Genomic DNA, 18,658 nt, shown 5'->3' with positions numbered 1-18,658 from the left:
CGGCGCTGCTCCCGGCGCTGCTCCCGGCGCTGTTCCCGGACAGTCCGGCGCCGTTCCGAGCGCGGTCCGGTGCTGTTCGTCGGCGTTGCCGCCGGCTCCGACCAGCCCCGTCCGCATGCCGGCGAACCGGTCCGCGAACCGCCGCACCTCCCGCTGGCCGACGGTGCCGATCACGCCGGGCAGGTAGCCCCGTACGCCCTGCATTCCCCGCAGCCACCACTGCCCGTACACGTGGCTGGAGCGCCGCTCGATCCCGGCCACCATCCGGTCCACCGCGGGGCCCAGCGGGTACGTCTTGTTCGTCGGCCACGGCAGCCGCTGCCTGAGCTCCCGCATCGCCTCGTCCTGGTCGGCGCCGCGCACCATGTCCGTGTCGGTCCACGACAGATAGCCGACGCCGACCCGCACGCCCAGGTGTCCGACCTCGGCCCGCAGGCTGTGCGCGTACGCCTCCACACCGGACTTGGACGCGCAGTACGCGGTCATCATCGGGGCGGGGGTGATCGCGGCGAGCGAGGCGACCTGGAGCAGGTAGCCGCGGCTCTCGGTCAGCAGCGGCAGGAACGCGCGGGCGGTGACCGCCGAGCCGATCAGGTTGACCTCGATGACGCGCCGCCAGGACTCCGGGTCGGAGTCGGCGAACGGACCGCCGTTCGCCACACCGGCGTTGGCGACCACGATGTCGACCCGTCCGAACCGCTCCTTCACCTCCGCCGCGACCCGGGTCATCGCCTCGTGGTCGGTGACGTCGGCGTGCCAGTGGTCGCTCTCGCTGTGCAGCCGTGCCGACACCTGCTTGAGCGCGTCCGGTTCCAGCCCGACCAGGGCCACCTTCACCCCGCGTGCGGAGAGCTTGCGGGCGAGCAGCTCCCCCACCCCGCGGGCCGCTCCGGTGACGACGGCGACCTGTCCTTCGAGACGGCCCCTGCTCGTGCGCTGTCCACTCATGCGCTCTCCTCGGCGGGTGCAACGGGTGTGGCGGGTACGGCGGATGTGGTGGGCGCGGCGGGGACCGCAGGTGCCGCAGGTATCGCGGGTGCCGCGGGTGCCGCGGGGATGTGGGCGGCGGCGAGTTCCCGGATCCGCCCGGTGACCTGTTCGGGTGCCTCGACGGGCGTCATGTGGCCGATGCCGGGCAGTTCGGTGAGCCCGAGGCAGTGCGGCAGCCGGGAGGCGATCGTCCGCGCGTGGGCCGGCGGGGTGAGCCGGTCCGCGGTCCCGACGACGACGGCCGTCGGGACCCGCAACTCCCCGACGACGTGGTCGAGATCGAGCAGACCGAGCACCTGCGACCAGGACCGGCGGACCGTGCGCGGGCAGGCGTGCACGATACGGGCGCACGCCTCGACCATGTGCGGCGCCGAACGGGGTCCCATCGTGGCGTACTTGAGGACGCGGCTGCCGAGGGGCGTGACGGGTCCGAGCGGGGCCCGGGAACCGAGGACGCTCCGGGTCAGCCGGGTCCGTATCCACCCCGGCGGGATCGGGAGCACCGTCGACTCGTCGACCAGCCGCGAACTGCCGGTGCTGCACAGCAGTACGGCCCCCGCGTGCTCGGCGAAGGCGGGCCGGCCGGAGGCGGCCATCACCGTCATGCCGCCCATGGAGTGACCGGCGATCACGGCCTGCTCGCCGGGGGCGAGCGTGGCGGCCAGGACGGCTTCCAGGTCGTCGGCGAGCGCGTCGGTACTGCAGTTCCCGCTCGCGGGGGTGCGGCCGTGGCCCCGCTGGTCGTAGGCGATCACCCGGTGGTCGGCGGCGAGTTCGCGGATCTGGGCCGCCCAGAAGGCGGTCGAGCAGGTCCAGCCGTGGGCGAGGACGACCGCGGGCGCCCCGTCGGGCCCGTGCAGCTCGACATGCAGCCGGGTGCCGTCGGCGGAGACGGCGGTGAGTTCGCGGGCGGGGACGGGTGGGGCGTAGGGCCCGGTGGAGACATGCGCCGGCCGGCTCACGCGGAGACCTCCGTGGTGCCCTGGGCGGTGGTGCCCGGGGCGGTGGTCTCCCGGGCGACGGCGCCCTGGGCGGCCTTCCCGGTGCCGGCGGCCTTCTTCCCGGGCGCCGCCCGCAGGACGGCGTACTCGGCGAGGTCCACGCGCCGGGTGGCCCGCCGGAACTCGCCGGTCGTGCCCGGCCAGACGGTGGTGTTGCGGCCGTTGGCGTCCAGGTACCAGCTGGTGCAGCCGCCGGTGTTCCACACCGTGCGCTTCATCCGCTCCTGCACCCGGTGGTTCCAGACGCGGACGGCGCTCCTGCGGGCGTCGAGGGCGACCCGGCCGCCGAGGACGTCGAGCTGGCGGAGGTAGTCGGCCAGGTAGTTCAGCTGGGACTCGATCATGAGGATCATGGAGGAGTTCCCGAGGCCGGTGTTGGGCCCGATGAGCGTCATGAAGTTGGGGAACCCGGCGGCCGAGGCGCCGCGCAGCGCCTCCATGCCGCCCGTCCAGGTCTCGGCGAGGGTCTTCCCCTCCGCGCCGACGACCCGCTCGGCGATGGGCATGTCGGTGACGTGGAACCCGGTCCCGAACACGATGGCGTCGACCTCGGCCTCGGTCCCGTCGGCCGCCACGACCGTCGAGCCCCGGACCTCGCTCAGGCCGCCGTCGACGACGTCCACGTTGGGCTGTGCGAGCGCCGGATAGTACGTGCTGGACAGCAGGATGCGCTTGCAGCCGATGCGGTAGTCGGGGGTGAGCCGGGCGCGCAGGGCCGGGTCCTTGATGGCGCGGGCCATGTTGCGCTTGGCCAGCTGCTCCACGAAGCCCAGCTCGCCCGGGTGCTTGGTGAACGCCTGGACCTGCAGCTCCCGCACGCCCCACAGGAGTCCGCGGCGCAGCTGGGTGGTGAAGGGCAGCGCCCGGTGCACGGCCCGCTCGGCGCCGCCGATGGCCCGGTCGAGGCGGGGCAGGACCCAGGGCGGGGTGCGCTGGAAGAGTGTGAGCCGGGAGACGAGCGGCTGGACGGACGGCACGATCTGGATGGCCGACGCGCCCGTGCCGACCATGGCGACCCGTTTGCCGCGCAGGTCGTAGTCGTGGTCCCAGCGGGCGGAGTGGAAGACCTTGCCGGGGAAGGTGTCGAGCCCCGGGATGTCGGGGGTCTTCGGATCGGACAGCGGCCCGGTCGCGGAGACGACCACGTCCGCGCTGAGGCTGCCGCTGCTGGTCTCGATGTCCCAGCGCAGCCGTTCCGCGTCCCACACCATCCGCTTCACCTCCGAGTCGAAGCGGATGTGCGGGCGCAGCCCGAAGACGTCGGTGACGTGCTCGAGGTAGGCGCGGATGTGCTCCTGCCCGGAGAAGGAACGCGGCCACTCGGGGTTGGGCGCGAAGGAGAACGAGTACAGATGGGACGGCACGTCGCACGCGCACCCCGGATAACTGTTGTCCCGCCAGGTGCCGCCGACGCTGCCGGCCCGCTCCAGGACGACGAAGTCGGTGATCCCTTCGCGCCTCAGCCGCACGGCGGCCCCCAGCCCGCCGAACCCGGACCCCACCACCGCGACCCGTACGTGCTCGTGCACGGCCATCCGCAAGCCTCCAGCCTTCACACACCGCCGAGAACCTTGCCAGTGAACACTGGCGCAATGGGGAGAGTAGGGCAGTCGCCTACTGATGGGTAGGGGGCACGCAAGGAAAGTTACCGTCGGTACGTCCTAGGCTGCTGCCGTGGCAGAGGAAGCAGAACCCAGAGGCGAGCGGCGCGAGTACCGCATGGAGGAGTTGGCCCGGCTGGCCGGCATCACGGTGCGTACGCTGCGCTTCTACCGCGAACGCAAGCTGATACCGCCACCTCGCCGTGAAGGCCGCATAGCGTGGTACGACGACCATCACCTGGCCCGGCTGAACACGATCACGGCGTTGCTGGAACGCGGCCACACCCTGAACGGCATAGCGGAACTGGCCGAGGCCTTCGACCACGGCCGCGACGTCGGGGAGCTCCTCGGCATGGACACCCCCACCGAGGAGACCCCCGTCCGCCTCACCCCCGAGGAACTCGCCGACTACTTCGCCGGCGAGGTCACCCCGGAGAACCTCGCCGCCGCGATGGACCTCGGCTACCTCGGCACGGACGGCGAGGAGATCGTCCACATCAGCCGCCGTCTGCTGGACGTCTCGTCCGCCCTGGTCCGCGAGGGCATCCCGCTCGCGGAGGTGCTGCGCGCGGGCCGGGAGGTCCGCACCCACACCGAGGCCATGGCCGGCCTCTTCACCGAGCTGATCCTGCGTCACGCCCCCGAGGAGGCCGCGCACCGCCTGCGCCCCCTGGCCCGCAGCGTGGTCGACGCGGAACTCTCCCTGGCGATGGACCGCCGGCTGCACAAACGGGGCTGAGGGCCGCTAGCGGCCGTAGACCACCGTCACCGGAGCGTGGTCCGACCAGCGCTCGGCATGGGTGGCGGCCCGCTCGACGTACGCCTCGACCGCGCGGGCGGCGAGCCCGGGGGTCACCACGTGGTAGTCGATCCGCCAGCCCGTGTCGTTGTCGAAGGCCCGCCCCCGGTACGACCACCACGAGTAGGGCCCCTCGACATCCGGGTGCAGCGCCCGCACGACGTCCACGTACCCGCCGTCGGCCGGGTCGAGGACCCGCCCCAGCCACTCCCGCTCCTCGGGCAGGAACCCGGAGTTCTTGGTGTTGCCGCGCCAGTTCTTCAGGTCGGCGCGCTCGTGCGCGATGTTCCAGTCGCCGCACACCACGACCTCGCGGCCGTCGGCGGCGGCCCGCTCCCGCAGGTCCTTCAGATACGCGAGGAACTCCCCCATGAAGCGGAGCTTCTCGTCCTGCCGCTCGGTGCCGACCTCGCCGGAGGGCAGGTACAGGGACGCGACGGTGACTCCGGGCAGGTCCGCCTCCACGTACCGCCCGCTGCCGTCGAACTCGGCCGACCCGAACCCGACCTGGACGCGATCGGGTTCACGCCGCGTGTAGAGGGAGACACCCGCGCGCCCCTTGGCGACGGCAGGCGCGTGCACCACGTGCCACCCCTCGGGTTCCCGCACCGGCCCGGGCAGTTGCTGCGGCTCCGCGCGCACCTCCTGCAGGCACACCGCATCGGCGGAGGTCCGGTCGAGCCACTCCACGAAGCCCTTCTTGGCGGCGGCGCGCAGTCCGTTGACGTTGACGGAGGTCACAGTGAGCATCCGGGCACGATACCGGCACACTGGACGGGGTCCGAAAAACGGATCCTCCACTCCTCCCGGATTGATATACCTTATTGCGCATGAATATCCGACGCGTCCCCTACGACCACCCCGACGCCGTCAAGCTGAACGACGAGGTCCAGGCCGAGTACGACGTCCGCTACGGCGACGGCGGCGACGCCACCCCCATGGACCCCGACGACTTCCGGCCGCCGAACGGCGTCTACCTGATCGCCTACGACGAGAACGACACCCCCGTCGCCTCCGGCGGGTGGCGCGTCCAGAACGCCAACGGCGAGGGCAACCGCGACGGGGACGCCGAACTGAAGCGGATGTACGTGATCGAGCAGATGCGCGGCCGGGGCCTGGCCCGCCGCGTCCTCGCCGCCCTGGAGGACGACGCCCGCGCGGCCGGCCGCCTGCGCATGGTCCTGGAGACCGGCACCAAGCAGCCGGAAGCCATCGCCCTGTACACCTCCAGCGGCTACGAGCCCTGCGAGAAGTTCGGCTACTACCGCTTCCACGACAGCAGCCGCTGCTACGCCAAGGCCCTGTAGAACCCCACCCGGAGAAGCGGACCGGAACGAAAGAGCGGAACGGGAATGAGCCCGCCCTGCCGGCTCAGCAGGGCGGGAGCACCGGCGAAACCGTGGTGGCGCCGGTCAGGGACCGGTCTCCGGAACGGCCACGGACTCGGACTCCGCATCCAGGCCATCGGCGCCGTCTTCCGCCGTGGGGAGGAGGCGTCGGCCGCGGGACTCAGCCACCCTCAGGACATCGGCCAGGCACTCGGTCAGGCGTAGCGCCGTGTAGCGGACCTCGGCGTTCGGGGTCAGGGGGTCGTCCAGCACCCGGCGGGCGGAGCGGAGAACGTCCAGCCCGGCCGCGAGTTGCCGGGCCTCCGTCTCGTCGGCGAGCCGGGACACGATCCCCCCGTCCTCACCGGGGACGAGGAAGCAGGGCTTGCCTTCCGCCGACAGCCAGGGCAGCAGCCGGAACGCGGTGAGCGAGTTCGTCACGCGGCCACCTTCCGCGCGCCGACGGTGTACTGGCCGAGGTCGACACCGAAGCCGGCGGCGAGTACGACGATCCGGCGACGGTGCCGCCGAAGCGCCTGCTCCTGCTCGTGGGCGGTGAGGTAGGGACGGACGAGGCGGGAGGCGGTGCCGTCGAGGGGGAGGTGACGGCAGTACGGGGAGTGGAGGAGGGGAAGGCGGGGTGTGGGGGCGGTGAGGTGCGTGGTGCGGCGCGTCGGACGCTGGGCGCGGTGACGGAGGGCGCCTGCGCGGCGGGTTCCGGTGCCGGGGCCGAAGAGAAGGCTCAGCCGATGGGCGATGCGGTGGATAAGGTTAGGCATGTTGACGCTCCTTGTAAGCGTTGGCCGCGCCCCGGGAGGTCTAGCCACCTCGCCGGGGTCTTTGTATCGCTGAAACTACACCGAGGCACAGCCCTCTGCATACAAGTGCAGAGGGATCCACTCAAACGTGCAGGTCGACGCATGCCTACGTTGGACATATGAGCGATACACAGCACCCGACAGCCCTGGACCCGATGAGCGCGAGACCGCTCTACGTTCAGCTGGCCGATGTCATCGCGAAGAAGATCGAGTCGGGTGAACTGGCGCCTGACAGACCCATCCCGTCGGAGAACCATCTCGCCGACGAGTACGGAGTGGCACGGCTCACCGCCCGCCGGGCCGCGCAGGAACTCCGCGAACGAGGACTCATCGTCACCGTGCGCGGCAAGGGCTCTTTCGTGGTGGAGCAGCCGCCAACCAGCGCGCCCACAGACGAGGACGGGACCGCCGGCTGACGGTCCCGTCCTGTTTCGCCGTATCGCTGCTCGGCAGCCTCGGCCTGCTCACCCCGCTCGACGGCGGCGGTTTCTCAGCCGAATCGCAGGACGCGTGGGGCGAAGGCGCTCTCGGGGCCGTCGGCGCGGCCGACCGACCACACCGTCGCCGTACTCGGTGAACGTCTGCCCGTTCCGGGCGAGGAAGTCCGGCCCGGGGGTGACTCCCGGCCTTGCGACACCCGGCCGCCGGACGTCCGGTCATCCGGGGAAGCACCCCGACCGAGCACCGGAAGACCTTTGAAGCGACGAAGGCCCCCCGAAACAACGAAGATCCCGCCCGGTCTTTCGACCGGACGGGATCCCGTCTCCGTTCTCGAGCTGACCCGAGAACAGTTGCGGTGGACCTGTGGGGATTTGAACCCCAGACCCCCTCGATGCGAACGAGGTGCGCTACCAGACTGCGCCACAGGCCCTTGCAACGAGAGAAACCTTAGCACCCCGATCGGGGTGCTCGGAAATCCGTTGCCGGTGGGGGGTCACCTGCGGTTTCGGAAGGTCATTCGTTGGCGGCCCGGGGGCGGTCGCCGTCCTCGTACTGGTCGAACAGCGGGGTGCGGCCGCGCTCGCGCGCCCGGCGGGCCGAGGCTGCCGTGGGGGTCCCCCCGCGCGAGCGCCTTCGAGCCTGAGGGAGGGCGCCGGTGCGGCCGTCGCCGTCCGGGCGGTCGCCGTGGTCGCTCTCCGCGCCCGCGTCGTGGGGCTCGGCGTCGTCGGACTCGGCGGCCTCCTCCGGGCCCGGCGCCATGGAGCTCGAGCGGGCCGAGCTCCAGGCGTCCGGGGCGCCGAGGTCCACGTCGCTGGTGGCGCGCGGGGCGACCGGGGCGGTCACATACGTGGGCAGCGGGACCGGGACCGGGTCCCAGCTGTCGCCGCCCTGGCCGGGGCGCCGCTGGCGCTCGCGCTGCTGGTCGACCCACTCGGCGTGGTCGGTCTGCTCCACGAGTGCCCGCCGGTCGGCGGCGAGCGCCAGGAGGCCGGGATCGGTCTCCTGGTCCGGCCCGGCGACCGGCTCGAAGCCCTGCCCGGGTCCCTCCGGTGCGTCGGTGTCCGCGTCGTCGACGGACGGGCGGCGGCGCGGCTGGCGCTCGCGCAGCCGCCGCGCCGCGGCCTCCGCCTGGCGGCGGTCCATCTGGTACGCGAACCGGCGGTGCTCCTGGGAGCGCAGGTACGCGATGTAGACGCTCAGCAGGACGGCCGGCACTCCGGGCGCCCACAGGAACGCGAGTCCGCCGATCGCCGCGACGACCGTGCCGAGCGTGAAGGCAGCGAAGAGCAGGGTGGTGGTGCGCCGGCGGCGCGCGAGCACCTTCGAGCGCCGGGCGCGCGCCGCGGAGGCCTGCTCCGACCGGGACTGCTGGGCGGCGGGCCGGGGCGGTGCGGCGGGCTGCGCCCGTCGGGGGTCCCGTTCGCGGCGGGCGGACGGGACGCGCTCGCGCGCGGGACCGGGTTCGGGACCGGGACCGGGACCGAATTCGGGTTCGGGGCCGGGTTCCGGACCGCGCCGGTCCGGCCGCTGGGCGGGCTGCTCCCGTACGGGTGCCTGTACCTGCGGACGGGTCTGGGACACGGCGAAGGCCCGGACGTCCACCGAATCGGTGACCGCGTCCGGGTCGTGGGCGCTCTGCTCCTCCTCGTCGGCGGAGCGCGCCTGCAGGTCCTTGGCGTACCGGCGCTCCATTCCCGCCCGTCCGGACAACAATCGGATGGCGGTGCTGAAGCGTTCCGTCGGACGGGCTTCGTTCAGCTCGTCCTGCCTACGGAGCCACATCGGCACCAAGTAGGCGGCCCAGGCCCCGACAATGACTGCGTAGATGAGGCCGCTGCTGCTCACGTCTCACACGGTAGAGGGGTTCAGGTGAGGCCATCGGCCAATTGAGCCGGTGTGTCGCACGATCCGGCTGATATCTCGAACTTTTTTTGGATCGATGCGATCAGCAGACCACTCGAGACGCGAAATTCCCTGCCTTCACAGGCTTCAGACGGTCACCAGACGATCAAATTCGAACATTTATTCAATTACCGGGGCTGTGCGGGATTCCGGGATTACGCCGCTCGCCCTCCGGCCGCTCACGCCGGGAGCGTTCCCGCTGCCAGCGGCCGAGCAACCCTTCGGGCACTTCCTCGGCCGTGAGCGCGAAGACGAGATGGTCGCGCCAGGCTCCGTCGATGTGCAGATAACGCGGGCGCAGCCCCTCCGTACGGAATCCGAGTTTTTCCACGACCCGCCGGCTGGGCCCGTTCTCGGGGCGAATGCACACCTCCACGCGGTGCAGCCCGACCGTACGGAAACAGTGGTCCACGGCCATCGCCACGGCGGTCGGCATCACTCCGCGGCCGGCCACCGCCTCGTCCACCCAGTAGCCGACGTGACCCGAGCACATCGATCCCCAGGTGATCCCGGCGACCGTCAGCTGGCCGACCAGACGCCCCTGGTACTCGATGACGAACGGCAGCATGCGGCCCGCGTGCGCCTCGGCCCTCAGATGACGGACCATCTGGCGGTAGGTCGGCCGGTACACGACCGGACCGGCGGGGGTGGGCGGCGGGATGGTCGCCTCCCAGGGCCGCAGCCAGTCACGGTTGCGGCGGTTGACCTCGCGCCAGGCCCGCTGGTCGCGCATCTTTATGGGCCGGAGGACGACGTCGCCGGCCACCAGCTCAGCGGGCCAGGCCGACCCGTTCAGCTCGCACCCCCGCCGGCCCCCGGTCCGGGGTGGTCACCACCGCGCAGCTGGTCGACCGCGTGCCTCAGCAGCGGTTCCAGGACGGCGAGACCGTCCTTCACCCCGCCCCTGGACCCCGGCAGGTTGACGATCAGGGTCCCGCCGCCCGCGACCCCCGCGATGCCCCGGGAGAGGGCGGCCGTGGGCACCTTGTCCCGGCCGTACGCCCGGATGGCCTCCGCGATGCCGGGCACCTCGTGGCCGATCACCGCGCGGGTCGCCTCGGGGGTGCGGTCGGTGGGCGAGATGCCGGTGCCGCCGGTGGTCACGATGACGTCGTACCCGGCCTCCGTACCCGCGCGCAGCGCGGCCTCCACCGGATCGCCGTCCGGGACCACCTCGGGGCCGTCGACGGCGAAGCCGAAGCGCCGCAGGCCCTCGGCGATCAGCGGGCCGCCCGTGTCCTGGTAGACGCCGGCGGCGGCCCGGTTGGAGGCGGTGACCACCAGGGCGCTGTACGGCGCGAGCAGTACGCCGCCGTCGGATGCGTCGAGTGTCATGCCCTGCTCCAGTCGCCCGACTTGCCGCCCGTCTTCTCCTCCACCCGCACGTCCGTGACGACCGCCCTCTTGTCGACCGCCTTCACCATGTCGATCACGGTGAGCGCGGCGACCGAGACCGCGGTGAGCGCCTCCATCTCGACGCCCGTACGGTCCGTCGTCCGCACGGTGGCCGTGATCTCCACGGCGTCGTCCGCGACCGACAGGTCCAGTGTCACACCGGAGAGGGCGAGAGGGTGGCACAGCGGGATCAGGTCGGGGGTGCGTTTGGCGCCCATGATGCCCGCGATCCGCGCGGTGGCCAGGGCGTCCCCCTTGGGGACCCCTTCGCCGCGCAGCAGTTCGATCACACGGGGCGAGACCAGGACGCGGCCGGTGGCGCGGGCGGTGCGCGCGGTCACGTCCTTGCCGGAGACGTCGACCATACGGGCCGCGCCCGTCTCGTCGAGATGCGTCAGGTGGTCCGGCGTACGGCCGCGTGTACGGCTCCGGGTTCCGTCCTGCGTACGGTCGTCCTGCGCTGGAGGTCCGGGGGTCTCCCCCCGGGAAGGCACGGTCATGAGTGTGGCGCTCCCGGTCCGGGCCCGCCGCGGTGCGGCGCACGGGCCTGCTGTGCGCGACACGGTACCGCCAACCCGCGCGGGTCAGCCGAGCAGGATCACCTCGACGTCGGTGCCGGAGGCGACGGACTCGACGTCCTCGGGGACGACGATCAGCGCGTTCGCCCGGGCGAGGGCGGCCACCAGGTGGGATCCGGCGCCGCCCACCGCGGTCACCTCGCCGTCGGCGTACCGGCCGCGCAGGAACTGGCGGCGGCCCTTCGGCGAGGTCAGCGTCCCGCCCGTGGTGAGGGTGGCGCGGGTTCTCGGCCGGTGGACGTCCGTGAGGCCCATCAGGGTGCGGATGGCGGGGCGGGCGAACAGCTCGAAGGAGACGTACGAGGAGACCGGGTTGCCGGGGAGGGCCAGCAGCGGGGTGTGGTCGGGGCCGATGGAGCCGAAGCCCTGCGGTTTGCCGGGCTGCATGGCGAGCTTGCGGAAGTCGATGCCGCTGCCCGGCTCGTCCTCGTCGCCGACGGACGACAGCGCCTCCCTGACGACGTCGTACGCCCCGACGCTGACGCCGCCGGTGGTGACCATCAGGTCGGCGCGCACCAGCTGGTCCTCGATGGTGTCGCGCAGGGTGTCGGCGTCGTCGGCGACGGCGCCCACGCGGTAGGCGATGGCGCCGGCGTCGCGGGCGCAGGCGGTCAGGGAGAAGCTGTTGGAGTCGTAGATCCGGCCGGCGCTCAGTTCCTCGCCGGGCTGGGCGAGTTCGCTGCCGGTGGAGAGCACGACCACGCGCGGGCGCGGGCGCACCCGTACGGAGCCGCGGCCGATCGCGGCCAGGAGGGAGATCTGGGGCGGGCCGAGGACCGTACCGGCCTCCAGGGCGCGGTCGCCGGCCCGTACGTCGCTGCCCTTGGCGCGCACGTGCGCGCGTGCGTCGGCCGGGCGGTACACGAGCACCTGGCCGGTGGCACCCTCGGGGGCCAGGCTGCGGGCCCGCATCGCGGTGACCGGGCCCTCGCCGAGCCCGCCGTCGGTCCACTCGACGGGGACGACGGTCTCGGCGCCGGGCGGGAGCGGGGCGCCGGTCATGATGCGTACGGCCTGGCCGGGACCGACCTGGAGCAGGTCGGCCTGGCCGGCCGCGACGTCACCGACGACCTCGAGGGCCGCCGGGTACTGCTCGCTCGCGCCCGCGACATCCGCGACCCGCACCGCGTACCCGTCCATGGAGCTGTTGTCGAACGGCGGCAGTGACACCGGCACCGTGACGTCCTCGACCAGGACGCAGCCCTGGGCGTCGAGGAGCTGCAGCTCGATGGGCTCCAGGGGGCGGACGGTGGCGAGGATGTCGTCCAGGTGCTCGTCCACCGACCAGAGGTGGTCCGGGCCTGCGGTGCGGGGCGCGGCGGTGCTCAAGGCTGCTGCATCTCCTCGGTGACGTAACGGCGGAGCCAGGTCCGGAAGTCCGGGCCCAGGTCTTCACGTTCGCACGCGAGTCGGACAATGGCACGCAGGTAGTCGCCCCGGTCGCCGGTGTCATAGCGGCGGCCCTTGAAGACCACGCCGTGCACCGGGCCGCCGACCTTCTCGTCGGCCGCGAGCTGCTGGAGGGCGTCGGTGAGCTGGATCTCGCCGCCGCGGCCCGGTTCGGTCTTGCGCAGTATGCCGAAGACGGCCGGGTCGAGGACGTAGCGGCCGATGATGGCGTAGTTGGAGGGCGCGTCGGCCGGTTCGGGCTTCTCGACCAGGCCGCTGACCCGGACCACGTCGGAATCGGCGGTGGTCTCGACGGCGGCGGACCCGTAGAGGTGGATCTGCTCCGGGGCGACCTCCATGAGCGCGACGACGCTGCCGCCGTGCTGCTCCTGGACCTCGATCATGCGCCGGAGCAGGGGGTCGCGCGGGTCGATCAGGTCGTCACCGAGGAGGACGGCGAAGGGCTCGTCGCCGACGTGCGGGGCGGCGCACAGGACGGCGTGTCCGAGGCCTTTGGGGTCGCCCTGGCGGACGTAGTGCATCGTCGCGAGGTCGCTGGATTCCTGGACCTTGGCGAGGCGGGCGGCGTCGCCCTTCTTGTTGAGGGCGGACTCCAGTTCGTAATTGCGGTCGAAATGGTCCTCCAGGGGGCGTTTGTTGCGGCCCGTCACCATGAGGACGTCGTCGAGACCTGCGGCGGCGGCCTCTTCGACCACGTACTGGATCGCCGGCTTGTCGACGACCGGCAGCATCTCTTTGGGAGTGGCCTTGGTGGCCGGCAGGAACCGGGTGCCAAGGCCCGCTGCGGGGATGACAGCCTTGCTGATCCTAGGGTGCGACTGAATCATGCCCGCCACCATATCCGCTGCCTTCGCAGGGAATCTGGGGCTCCGCACATTTAATACTCATATGAGCATATTAGAACGGTACGGGGACAGAATTGAGACAGAACGAGCGCGCGGACGATCATGGCAAGCGGGCGTTGCGACGGGAAATCCTCCTGGCGAGGGAAAGGTTGACGGCGGATGACGTGCGGGAGTCCGCGACCGCGCTGGCCGGCCGCGCGCTCGGACTGCCCGAACTGTCGCACGCGCGCACGGTGGCAGCGTACGTCTCCGTGGGGAGTGAACCCGGCACGCCCGCGCTCCTCGACGCGCTGCACGCCCGGGGCGTACGCGTCCTGCTGCCGGCTCTGCTCCCCGACAACGACCTGGACTGGGGCCCGTACACCGGCGAGGAGTCCCTCGCGCGCGTGCGGCACGGCGGCGGGCGGATGACGCTGCTCGAGCCGTCCGGGGAACGCCTCGGGCCGGACGCCGTGACCGGGGCGGACGTGGTGCTGCTGCCGGGCCTGGCCGTCGACGCGCGCGGGATGCGGCTGGGGCGCGGCGGGGGCTCGTACGACCGGGTACTGGCCCGGCTGGAACGCGCGGGCGCGCACCCGGCGCTGGTGGTGCTGCTGTACGACACGGAGGTCCTCGAGCGGGTTCCCGAGGAGCCCCACGACCATCCGGTGCACGCGGTGGTGACGCCGTCGGGAGTGCGGCGGTTCGACTGAGCCGGCCCACGGGAAGCGGCCTCCACGCGTGTGCGTGGAGGCCGCTTTCGTCATCCATCGGATGAGCGGCTCGCTCAGAGCCCGCTCACGGCTTGAGCAGCAGAGTCTCCTCGGTGCTCTTCTCGACCGCCTTCTCCGAGTGGGCCCATTCGAGCAGTTCGCCGTCGGCCCACTTGTCGGTCTGGTCGACGTAGTGGTCGTTGTAGGCGTGGCCGGAGGCGCCGGTGAGGTTGATCCACCGCGACTTGTCGAGGTCGCCGAGGTTGACCACCATCCGCATCGACGGCACCCACACCACCCCGTAGCCGCCGGCGGCGTTCCAGCCGGTGGCGTTGACCGTGGCCTCGCCGCCGCCGAGCTTCCAGGGCCCGCGGTTGAGGGCGTACTTCACGAAGCCGGGGCCGGCGGTGCCCAGGGTCTGGTTCTTCAGGAACAGGCGGTGCAGCCTGCCCCAGCTCCAGGTGTCGATGTCCTTGCCGAGCTTGGCGGTGAGTTCCCACCGCGCGTCGATCATGGCGCGCCTGAACAGCTCGTCACGGTTCTCCGCGGGCGGACGGGTGCCCGACTTCGGGGTCGTCCACCAGTCGCTGTCCTCGTCCTCCATCAGCGTGCGGACCACCTCGAACCAGCGGTCGCCGCCGTCGGGCTGGGCCTGGTCCGCCTCGCGCAGACCGCACTCGCGGACCTTGACGCGCTCCTCTGCGGGGCCGGTCGGGTCGACCGGGTCGACCCACAGGCACTGGCCCTTGACCCGCACTTCCTTGGGCAGCTTGTGGCCGAAGGCGAGCTTGAGGGTGTTGCGCCAGACGGAGTTGAAGTAGGCGGCTGCCGCCGAGTCGGCGTCCTGGGTGTAGTCCCAGCCCTCCAGCAGCTTCTGCGCCTCGCGCACGTCCGGGTCGTCGACGTCGATCTTGAGCAGTTCGGGCACGAGCAGCTTGGCTATGGCGCTGCTGTTGTCGAGCTGCATCTGCCGCATGTCGTCGGTGGAGATCTTGCCGCCGTCCTTGATCTTCGACTGGATCAGGTCGTTGATCCGCTGGCTGCGGGCGCCGTAGCCCCAGTCGGTGGTCAGGGTGTACGGGTACGCGTCGGGGTCGACGACGGCCTGGTTGGCGGTGACGATGTAGCCGCGGTCGGGGTCGAACTCGTAGGGCAGTTCGTCCTGCTCGATCCAGCCGGTCCATGCGTACCCGGGGTTCCAGCCGGGTGCCGGGATGGAACCGTCGTGGCCCTTCGCGCGGGTGGGGATCCGGCCGGGCAGCGTGTAGCCGATGTGGCCCTCGGTGTCCGCGTAGACGAGGTTCTGCGAGGGCACCTCGAACAGGGTGGCCGCCTCGCGGAAGTCGTCCCAGTCCTTCGCGCGGTTGATCGCGAAGACGGAGTCCATGGTGCGGCCGGCGTCCAGCGCGGTCCAGCGCAGGGAGACGCCGTAGCCGTCGCCCCGGTCGGGTGCGGCGGCTTCGACGGTGGCCTTCTTGCCGGTCCGCACCAGGTCCTTGGACCGGTCGGAGAGCAGCGGGCCGTTGTTGGTCTCCCGGACGACGATCTTCCGCGGGTCGCCACCGGCGACCTTGATGGTCTCCTCGCGGGACGTGAACGGCACCACCTTGCCGTCGTACTGGTAGCCCTCGCCGGTGATCTTCTCCAGGTAGAGGTCGGTGACGTCGACCCCGGAGTTGGTCAGGCCCCAGGCGATGTCCGCGTTGTGGCCGATTATCACTCCGGGCAGGCCCGCGAAGGTGTAACCGGAGACGTCGTACTGGCACTTGTCGGAGACGCTGCGGCAGTGCAGGCCCATCTGGTACCAGACGGACGGCAGCGCGGGCGACAGGTGCGGGTCGTTGGCCAGCAGCGGCTCACCGGTGATGGTGTGCTCCCCGGAGACGACCCAGGAGTTGGAGCCGATGCCGTCGCCGTTGACGCCGACGGCGGTCGGCAGGTCCTGCAGGACCTGCTGGAGCCCCGTCAGCTGGCTCTCCAGGCCGCTCCCGGTGCCCGCGGTTCCGCCCGCCGTGCCCGCGGTTCCGTCCGCCGTGCCCGCCGTGCCCGCGGTTCCGTCCGCCGTGCCCACTCCGGACGCGCCCTCCACGCCGGTGCCGGGGTCCACCGTGCCCGCGCCCGTTCCCGTGCCCGTGCCCGTGCCCGGGTCGGTGCCGGTGCCGTCGCCGGTTCCGCTGCCACTCCCGCCCGACTCGTAGGTGCCGGTGAGCTCGTTGTACTGGCCCTCCTGCACCACCGGCTTGTTCCGGCTGTACGGGTACGCCGGGTACAGGTCGGCGATCTGCTCCGGGCCCAGGCGACTGGTCATCAGGGCGCGGTCGATCTCGTCCTGCATGTTGCCGCGCAGGTCCCAGGCCATCGCCTTCAGCCAGGCCAGGGAGTCCACCGGCTTCCACGCGCCGGGCTTGTAGTCGTTGGTGAAGCCCAGCGCCGCGTACTCCAGGGAGATGTCGGCGCCGTCCTTGCCCTCCAGGTACGCGTTGACGCCCTTGGCGTAGGCGTCGAGGTACTTCTTCGTCGCCGGGGAGAGCTTCTTCTCGTACTCCTCCTTCGCGACCCGGTCCCAGCCCAGGGTGCGCAGGAACTCGTCGGTCTCGACCTGGCTCTTGCCGAACATCTCCGACAGGCGCCCGGAGGTCATGTGCCGGCGGACGTCCATCTCGTAGAACCGGTCCTGCGCCTGGACGTAGCCCTGCGCCATGAACAGGTCCTCGTCGGAGGAGGCGTAGATCTGCGGGATCCCGTGGCCGTCGCGCTTGACGTCGACGGGGCCCGACAGGCCTTCGATGGTGATCGAGCCCTTGGTCTGCGGGAAAGAGGCGCGCACGGTGCTGACCGACCAGTACGCCCCGTAGACGACACCGCCGATCAGTGCCAGCACCAGGACGAACACGACCAGACGGGCTTTGCGCCCCTTTTTCCTGCCGGACTTGCCGGGCTGCTGACCCGTGGAGGCGGTGGTATTGGGGGGCATCGCTGTCCTTGCTGTCCTTACGCGAGCGGCAGGGCGGGCTGTGCTTTTAACTGAGCGCTGGAGCAACGATAGGCGCAGGGCCCTCCGCCACTTGACGCGGAGTCGGGTACCAGCACGGACGGACGTTCGATGATGCCAGGGGTACGCGTCAAGAAAGCGTCAAGAGTTAGGTAAGGTAACGAAGCAGTTCGCCGTGAACGCGCCGGTCACCCGGTTCCCGGAGAGGAGCTCGGGCGCACCGCGCGGGTGCCAGGGAAGGGAACGTCCACGACTGTCCACCACCTCAACCAGCTCCTGCTCGTCTGCTCGCTGGTCCTGCTCGTCGCCGTCGCGGCGGTCCGGATCTCCTCGCGCAGCGGGCTCCCCAGCCTGCTCGTCTATCTGGGCATCGGCGTCGCCATGGGCCAGGACGGCCTCGGTGACATCCACTTCGACAACGCCGAGCTGACCCAGGTCATCGGATACGCGGCCCTGGTCGTGATCCTGGCCGAGGGCGGCCTGGGCACCAAGTGGACGGAGATCAAACCCGTCCTGCCCGCCTCCGCCGCCCTCGCGACCGTCGGTGTCGCGGCGAGCGTCGGTGTCACCGCGACGGCCGCGCACTTCCTGATCGGACTGGAGTGGCAGCAGGCGCTCATCATCGGCGCGGTGGTGTCCTCGACCGACGCGGCGGCCGTCTTCTCCGTACTGCGGCGCATTCCGCTCCCCTCGCGGGTGACGGGCACGCTGGAGGCCGAGTCCGGCTTCAACGACGCCCCCGTGGTCATCCTGGTGCTCGCCTTCTCCACGGCCGGTCCGATGGAGCACTGGTACGTCCTGCTCGGCGAGATCGCCCTGGAACTGGCCATCGGCGCCGTCATCGGACTCGCGGTGGGCTGGCTCGGCTCCCTGGGACTCAGACACGTGGCGCTGCCGGCCTCCGGCCTCTACCCGATCGCCGTCATGGCCATCGCCGTCACCGCGTACGCGGCGGGCGCCATGGCCCACGGCAGCGGCTTCCTGGCCGTCTATCTCGCCTCGATGGTGCTGGGCAACGCCAAGTTGCCGCACTGGCCCGCCACGCGCGGATTCGCCGAGGGACTCGGCTGGCTCGCGCAGATCGGCATGTTCGTCCTGCTCGGCCTGCTGGTCTCCCCGCACGAACTCGGCGACGACATCGTGCCCGCACTGATCATCGGGCTGGTGCTGACCGCGGTGGCCCGCCCGCTGAGCGTCGTGCTGAGCCTGGCGCCGTTCCGGGTGCCCTGGCAGGAGCAGGCGCTGATGTCGTGGGCGGGGCTGCGCGGCGCCGTGCCCATCATCCTGGCGACGATCCCGATGGTGGAGGGCGTCACCGGCAGCCGGTCGATCTTCAACATCGTCTTCATCCTGGTCGTCGTCTACACCCTCGTCCAGGGACCGACGCTGCCGTGGCTGGCCCGCAAGCTGCGCCTCGGCGAGGAGGCGGAGGCGGCCGACCTGGGCATCGAGTCGGCGCCCCTGGAGCGGCTGCGCGGACACCTGCTGTCGGTCGGCATCCCGGAGGGGTCGAGGATGCACGGCGTGGAGGTCGGCGAACTGCGGCTGCCGAAGGGGGCGGCCGTCACACTCGTCGTGCGCGGGGGCGCCTCGTTCGTTCCGGGGCCGACGACGATGCTGCGGCGCGGGGACGAACTCCTCGTCGTCGCCACCGACCCGGTCCGGGACGCCGCCGAACGCCGCCTCCGCGCGGTGGACCGCGGCGGCAAGCTGGCCGGCTGGCTGGGGACGGACGGGGCACGGCCCGGGGACGGCCGGGCGGGCGGAGCCGGGGGCTGAAACGTCACGCCCGGTGTCGTTCGCCCCGCCTTTCACGTCGCCTCTCGCCACACTGCGGCGTGCGGGGCAGGTCGGGCCGAATCGGGC

The 18,658-nt window shown here is 71.6% G+C and carries 17 protein-coding genes, 1 tRNA gene and 1 pseudogene; 5 read left to right on the top strand and 14 right to left on the bottom strand.

The annotated features are described in order from the left end of the window. Nucleotides 1-57: 57 nt before the first annotated feature. From ACIF80_RS11010 to ACIF80_RS11000, 3 genes and pseudogenes are all read right to left on the bottom strand, one after another. Nucleotides 58-948 (bottom strand): annotated as a pseudogene (locus ACIF80_RS11010) (SDR family oxidoreductase); the annotation flags it as partial. Further along, complete coding sequence (locus ACIF80_RS11005; protein ID WP_399802191.1) at nt 945-1,952, bottom strand: alpha/beta fold hydrolase; 1,008 nt, start codon at nt 1,950-1,952, stop codon at nt 945-947. The gene ACIF80_RS11005 and the pseudogene ACIF80_RS11010, both read right to left, overlap by 4 nt. Then, entirely contained in the window at nt 1,949-3,526 is a 1,578-nt protein-coding gene (locus ACIF80_RS11000) for a flavin-containing monooxygenase (RefSeq protein ID WP_399802189.1), read from the bottom strand. Before ACIF80_RS11000 ends, ACIF80_RS11005 begins: the two co-directional genes overlap by 4 nt. Before the next feature lie 184 nt (nt 3,527-3,710). On the opposite strand from ACIF80_RS11000, the gene ACIF80_RS10995 reads away from it, so the two are divergent. Continuing rightward, a complete protein-coding gene (locus ACIF80_RS10995) occupies nt 3,711-4,331 on the top strand; it encodes a MerR family transcriptional regulator (protein WP_399802640.1) in 621 nt (206 codons plus the stop codon). Between the two features lie 6 nt (nt 4,332-4,337). Here ACIF80_RS10995 and ACIF80_RS10990 read toward each other — a convergent pair whose 3' ends face one another. Continuing rightward, complete coding sequence (locus ACIF80_RS10990) at nt 4,338-5,141, bottom strand: exodeoxyribonuclease III (protein ID WP_399802186.1); 804 nt, start codon at nt 5,139-5,141, stop codon at nt 4,338-4,340. A gap of 80 nt (nt 5,142-5,221) precedes the next feature. Here ACIF80_RS10990 and ACIF80_RS10985 point away from each other — a divergent pair, with 80 nt between their 5' ends. After that, a complete protein-coding gene (locus ACIF80_RS10985; RefSeq protein ID WP_399802184.1) occupies nt 5,222-5,698 on the top strand; it encodes a GNAT family N-acetyltransferase in 477 nt (158 codons plus the stop codon). A 105-nt stretch (nt 5,699-5,803) separates the two neighbouring features. Here ACIF80_RS10985 and ACIF80_RS10980 read toward each other — a convergent pair whose 3' ends face one another. Further along, nucleotides 5,804-6,160: a hypothetical protein gene (locus tag ACIF80_RS10980; RefSeq protein WP_399802181.1), complete on the bottom strand. Its 357-nt coding sequence runs from the start codon at nt 6,158-6,160 to the stop codon at nt 5,804-5,806. Beyond that, on the bottom strand, nt 6,157-6,498 hold the full coding sequence (locus ACIF80_RS10975) for a hypothetical protein (protein ID WP_399802178.1): 342 nt from the start codon (nt 6,496-6,498) through the stop codon (nt 6,157-6,159). Before ACIF80_RS10975 ends, ACIF80_RS10980 begins: the two co-directional genes overlap by 4 nt. A 158-nt stretch (nt 6,499-6,656) precedes the next feature. On the opposite strand from ACIF80_RS10975, the gene ACIF80_RS10970 reads away from it, so the two are divergent. Beyond that, a complete protein-coding gene (locus tag ACIF80_RS10970) occupies nt 6,657-6,953 on the top strand; it encodes a GntR family transcriptional regulator (protein ID WP_399802176.1) in 297 nt (98 codons plus the stop codon). 381 nt (nt 6,954-7,334) lie between these two features. On the opposite strand, the gene ACIF80_RS10965 is transcribed toward ACIF80_RS10970, so the two are convergent. From ACIF80_RS10965 to galU, 7 genes are all read right to left on the bottom strand, one after another. Then, nucleotides 7,335-7,408, bottom strand: a tRNA-Ala gene (locus tag ACIF80_RS10965). Nucleotides 7,409-7,491: 83 nt separating this feature from the next. Then, nucleotides 7,492-8,823: a gephyrin-like molybdotransferase receptor GlpR gene (glpR, locus tag ACIF80_RS10960; RefSeq protein ID WP_399802174.1), complete on the bottom strand. Its 1,332-nt coding sequence runs from the start codon at nt 8,821-8,823 to the stop codon at nt 7,492-7,494. A 181-nt stretch (nt 8,824-9,004) separates the two neighbouring features. Further along, nucleotides 9,005-9,649: a GNAT family N-acetyltransferase gene (locus tag ACIF80_RS10955; protein ID WP_399802637.1), complete on the bottom strand. Its 645-nt coding sequence runs from the start codon at nt 9,647-9,649 to the stop codon at nt 9,005-9,007. A 23-nt stretch (nt 9,650-9,672) separates the two neighbouring features. After that, a complete protein-coding gene (locus ACIF80_RS10950; protein WP_399802171.1) occupies nt 9,673-10,215 on the bottom strand; it encodes a molybdenum cofactor biosynthesis protein B in 543 nt (180 codons plus the stop codon). Next, the gene (gene moaC, locus ACIF80_RS10945; RefSeq protein WP_399802169.1) at nt 10,212-10,775 is read right to left on the bottom strand and encodes a cyclic pyranopterin monophosphate synthase MoaC; all 564 of its coding nucleotides are present in this window, start codon (nt 10,773-10,775) and stop codon (nt 10,212-10,214) included. Before moaC ends, ACIF80_RS10950 begins: the two co-directional genes overlap by 4 nt. An 84-nt stretch (nt 10,776-10,859) precedes the next feature. After that, nucleotides 10,860-12,182 (bottom strand): gephyrin-like molybdotransferase Glp, encoded by a 1,323-nt coding sequence (gene glp, locus ACIF80_RS10940; RefSeq protein WP_399802167.1) that lies wholly within the window; start codon nt 12,180-12,182, stop codon nt 10,860-10,862. After that, entirely contained in the window at nt 12,179-13,090 is a 912-nt protein-coding gene (gene galU / locus ACIF80_RS10935; RefSeq protein ID WP_399802165.1) for a UTP--glucose-1-phosphate uridylyltransferase GalU, read from the bottom strand. Before galU ends, glp begins: the two co-directional genes overlap by 4 nt. Nucleotides 13,091-13,182: 92 nt before the next feature. Here galU and ACIF80_RS10930 point away from each other — a divergent pair, with 92 nt between their 5' ends. Next, nucleotides 13,183-13,800, top strand: coding sequence for a 5-formyltetrahydrofolate cyclo-ligase (locus ACIF80_RS10930; protein WP_399802164.1), 618 nt, complete (start codon nt 13,183-13,185; stop codon nt 13,798-13,800). 85 nt (nt 13,801-13,885) lie between these two features. On the opposite strand, the gene ACIF80_RS10925 is transcribed toward ACIF80_RS10930, so the two are convergent. Continuing rightward, the gene (locus ACIF80_RS10925) at nt 13,886-16,774 is read right to left on the bottom strand and encodes a penicillin acylase family protein (RefSeq protein WP_399802161.1); all 2,889 of its coding nucleotides are present in this window, start codon (nt 16,772-16,774) and stop codon (nt 13,886-13,888) included. A 246-nt stretch (nt 16,775-17,020) separates the two neighbouring features. Between ACIF80_RS10925 and ACIF80_RS10920 the strand changes: the two genes are divergently transcribed. Beyond that, nucleotides 17,021-18,571 (top strand): potassium/proton antiporter, encoded by a 1,551-nt coding sequence (locus ACIF80_RS10920; RefSeq protein ID WP_399802159.1) that lies wholly within the window; start codon nt 17,021-17,023, stop codon nt 18,569-18,571. Nucleotides 18,572-18,658 lie beyond the last annotated feature (87 nt).

The sequence above is a fragment of the Streptomyces sp. NPDC085927 genome, assembly GCF_044540975.1.
In the GTDB taxonomy this organism is placed as follows: Bacteria; Actinomycetota; Actinomycetes; order Streptomycetales; family Streptomycetaceae; genus Streptomyces; species Streptomyces hirsutus.
The sequence above is the reverse complement of the archived record's forward strand: the minus strand, read 5'-3'. Positions and strand labels throughout refer to the sequence as shown.